Below are 3,253 nucleotides of genomic sequence, written 5' to 3'. Positions count from 1 at the left end.
GTTCTTTAACAATTTGGGAAGTTGCCGTACACAGCATATGGCATGTCGCATTCGCGTGTTATTGACCGCGGTATAGCTCCAGTCTGTTTGGGGTTATATGGCCAAGCGGTTAAGCGCATACGGTGGATGCCTAGGCGGCAGGAGGCGATGAAGGACGTGGTAGCCTGCGATAAGCCTCGGGGAGCCGGCAAACGGGCTTCGATCCGGGGATTTCCGAATGGGGCAACCCGGCCACCGTCAGGTGGTCATCGTGCGCTGAATTCATAGGCGTACGAGGCGAACCCGGTGAACTGAAATATCTAAGTAACCGGAGGAAAAGAAATCAACCGAGATTCCCTTAGTAGTGACGAGCGAACGGGGACTAGCCCTTAAGCGGTCAGTGTTCTAGTGGAACGGTCTGGAAAGTCCGGCCATAGAAGGTGACAGCCCTGTACACGAAAGGGCGCTGATCGTGAAATCGAGTAGGGCGGGACACGTGTTATCCCGTCTGAAGATGGGGGGACCATCCTCCAAGGCTAAATACTCCCTGCCGACCGATAGTGGACCAGTACCGTGAGGGAAAGGCGAAAAGAACCCCGGTGAGGGGAGTGAAATAGAACCTGAAACCGTATGCGTACAAGCAGTGGGAGCCCGGTGCGTCCGGGTGACCGCGTACCTTTTGTATAATGGGTCAGCGACTTACTTTCAGTGGCGAGGTTAACCGTTTAGGGGAGCCGTAGGGAAACCGAGTCTTAAATGGGCGTTCAGTCGCTGGGAGTAGACCCGAAACCGAGCGAGCTACCCATGGCCAGGGTGAAGGCGGGGTAACACCTGCTGGAGGCCCGAACCCACTAGCGTTGAAAAGCTAGGGGATGAGCTGTGGGTCGGAGTGAAAGGCTAAACAAGCTCGGAGATAGCTGGTTCTCCCCGAAAGCTATTTAGGTAGCGCCTCGTGTCTCACTCCCGGGGGTAGAGCACTGTTTCGGCTAGGGGGGCATCCGTGCCTTACCAAACCGAGGCAAACTCCGAATACCGGGAAGTGCAATCACGGGAGACAGACGGCGGGTGATAAGGTCCGTCGTCGAGAGGGAAACAGCCCAGACCGCCAGCTAAGGCCCCCAAGTCGTGGCTAAGTGGTTAACGATGTGGGAAGGCAGAGACACCCAGGAGGTTGGCTTAGAAGCAGCCACCCTTTAAAGAAAGCGTAATAGCTCACTGGTCTAGTCGGCCTGCGCGGAAGATTCAACGGGGCTCAAGCCACGCGCCGAAGCTGCGGATGCTCTTTTGAGCATGGTAGGGGAGCGTTCCGTACGCCGCTGAAGGAGGACCCGTGAGGGCCTCTGGAGGTATCGGAAGTGCGAATGCTGACATGAGTAACGATAAAGCGGGTGAAAATCCCGCTCGCCGAAAGCCCAAGGTTTCCTGCGCAACGCTAGTCGACGCAGGGTTAGCCGGCCCCTAAGGCGAGGCCGAAAGGCGTAGCCGATGGGAAACGGGTTAATATTCCCGTGCCTCTTGTTGCTGCGATGGGGTGACGAAGAAGGCTAGGTCATCCGGGTGACGGATGTCCCGGTTTAAGCGTGTAGGCGGAGCCCTTAGGCAAATCCGGGGGTTCATACGCCGAGACGCGAACACGACGCTCTACGGAGCGGAAGTGACCGATGCCAGGCTTCCTAGAAAAGCCTCTAAGCTTCAGGCAGCAAGAGACCGTACCGATAACCAACACAGGTGGGCAGGGTGAGAATCCCAAGGCGCCTGAGAGAACCCGGGTGAAGGAATTCGGCAAAATGGCACCGTAACTTCGGGAGAAGGTGCGCCTCCGTTATGTGAAGCCCTTTGCGGGCGGAGCAGAGGGGGGCCGCAGTGACCAGGGGGCTGCGACTGTTTACTAAAAACACAGCACTCTGCTAACTCGCAAGAGGATGTATAGGGTGTGACGCCTGCCCGGTGCCGGAAGGTTAAGTGATGGGGTTAGCCCTTTGGGGCGAAGCTCTTGATCGAAGCCCCGGTAAACGGCGGCCGTAACTATAACGGTCCTAAGGTAGCGAAATTCCTTGTCGGGTAAGTTCCGACCTGCACGAATGGCGTAACGATGGCCCCACTGTCTCCATCCGGGACTCAGTGAAATTGAAATCGCAGTGAAGATGCTGTGTACCCGCGGCAAGACGGAAAGACCCCGTGAACCTTTACTACAGCTTCGCACTGGACCTCGAGCATGCTTGTGCAGGATAGGTGGGAGGCTATGAAGCGGGAGCGCTAGCTCCCGTGGAGCCATCCTTGAGATACCACCCTTGCATGTTTGGGGTTCTAACCTGGGCCCGTGATCCGGGTCGGGGACCGTGCGTGGTAGGTAGTTTGACTGGGGCGGTCTCCTCCCAAAGAGTAACGGAGGAGCGCGAAGGTACCCTCAGCGCGGTCGGAAATCGCGCAGTGCGTGTAAAGGCAGAAGGGTGCTTGACTGCGAGACCTACAAGTCGAGCAGGGGCGAAAGCCGGCCTTAGTGATCCGGTGGTTCTGTATGGAAGGACCATCGCTCAACGGATAAAAGGTACTCCGGGGATAACAGGCTGATTCCTCCCAAGAGTCCACATCGACGGAGGAGTTTGGCACCTCGATGTCGGCTCATCACATCCTGGGGCTGTAGCAGGTCCCAAGGGTACGGCTGTTCGCCGTTTAAAGTGGTACGCGAGCTGGGTTTAGAACGTCGTGAGACAGTTCGGTCCCTATCTGCCGTGGGCGTCGGAGACTTGAGAGGCTCTACTCCTAGTACGAGAGGACCGGAGTGGACATACCGCTGGTGGTCCGGTTGTCACGCCAGTGGCACAGCCGGGTAGCTACGTATGGAAGGGATAACCGCTGAAAGCATCTAAGCGGGAAGCCCGCCTCAAGATCAGGTCTCCCCGGACCCGCGAGGTCCCTGAAGGGCCGTCCAAGACGAGGACGTTGATAGGCGGGGTGTGGAAGTGCAGCAATGCATTAAGCTAACCCGTACTAATGGCCCGTGAGGCTTGGCCATATAACACCCAAGCGGATTGAACACCGACATGCCGTAAGCGCGTGACGGCAACTTCCCAGACACAAGTGGCCTAAAGGCCACACCGCTTTGCCTGGCGACCATAGCGAGCGGGAACCACCCGATCCCATGCCGAACTCGGCAGTGAAACCGCTCAGCGCCGATGGTAGTGCGACCACGCTGTCGTGCGAGAGTAGGTCATCGCCAGGCCCCTACACCGAAAAACCCCCGTCTCCTCAATGGAGTCGGGGGTTTTTTTAT

The 3,253-nt window shown here is 57.5% G+C and carries 2 rRNA genes; both read left to right on the top strand.

Features of this window, described 5'->3' with window-relative positions:
- Positions 1 to 99: 99 nt before the first annotated feature.
- Positions 100 to 2,995, top strand: a 23S ribosomal RNA gene (locus tag LRF89_RS13025).
- Between the two features lie 90 nt (positions 2,996 to 3,085).
- Positions 3,086 to 3,202: ribosomal RNA gene (gene rrf, locus LRF89_RS13020) — 5S ribosomal RNA — on the top strand.
- Positions 3,203 to 3,253 lie beyond the last annotated feature (51 nt).

The organism is Halorhodospira sp. 9621 (assembly GCF_022228055.1).
Classification (GTDB): Bacteria; Pseudomonadota; Gammaproteobacteria; order Nitrococcales; family Halorhodospiraceae; genus Halorhodospira; species Halorhodospira halophila_A.
The sequence above is the reverse complement of the archived record's forward strand: the minus strand, read 5'-3'. Positions and strand labels throughout refer to the sequence as shown.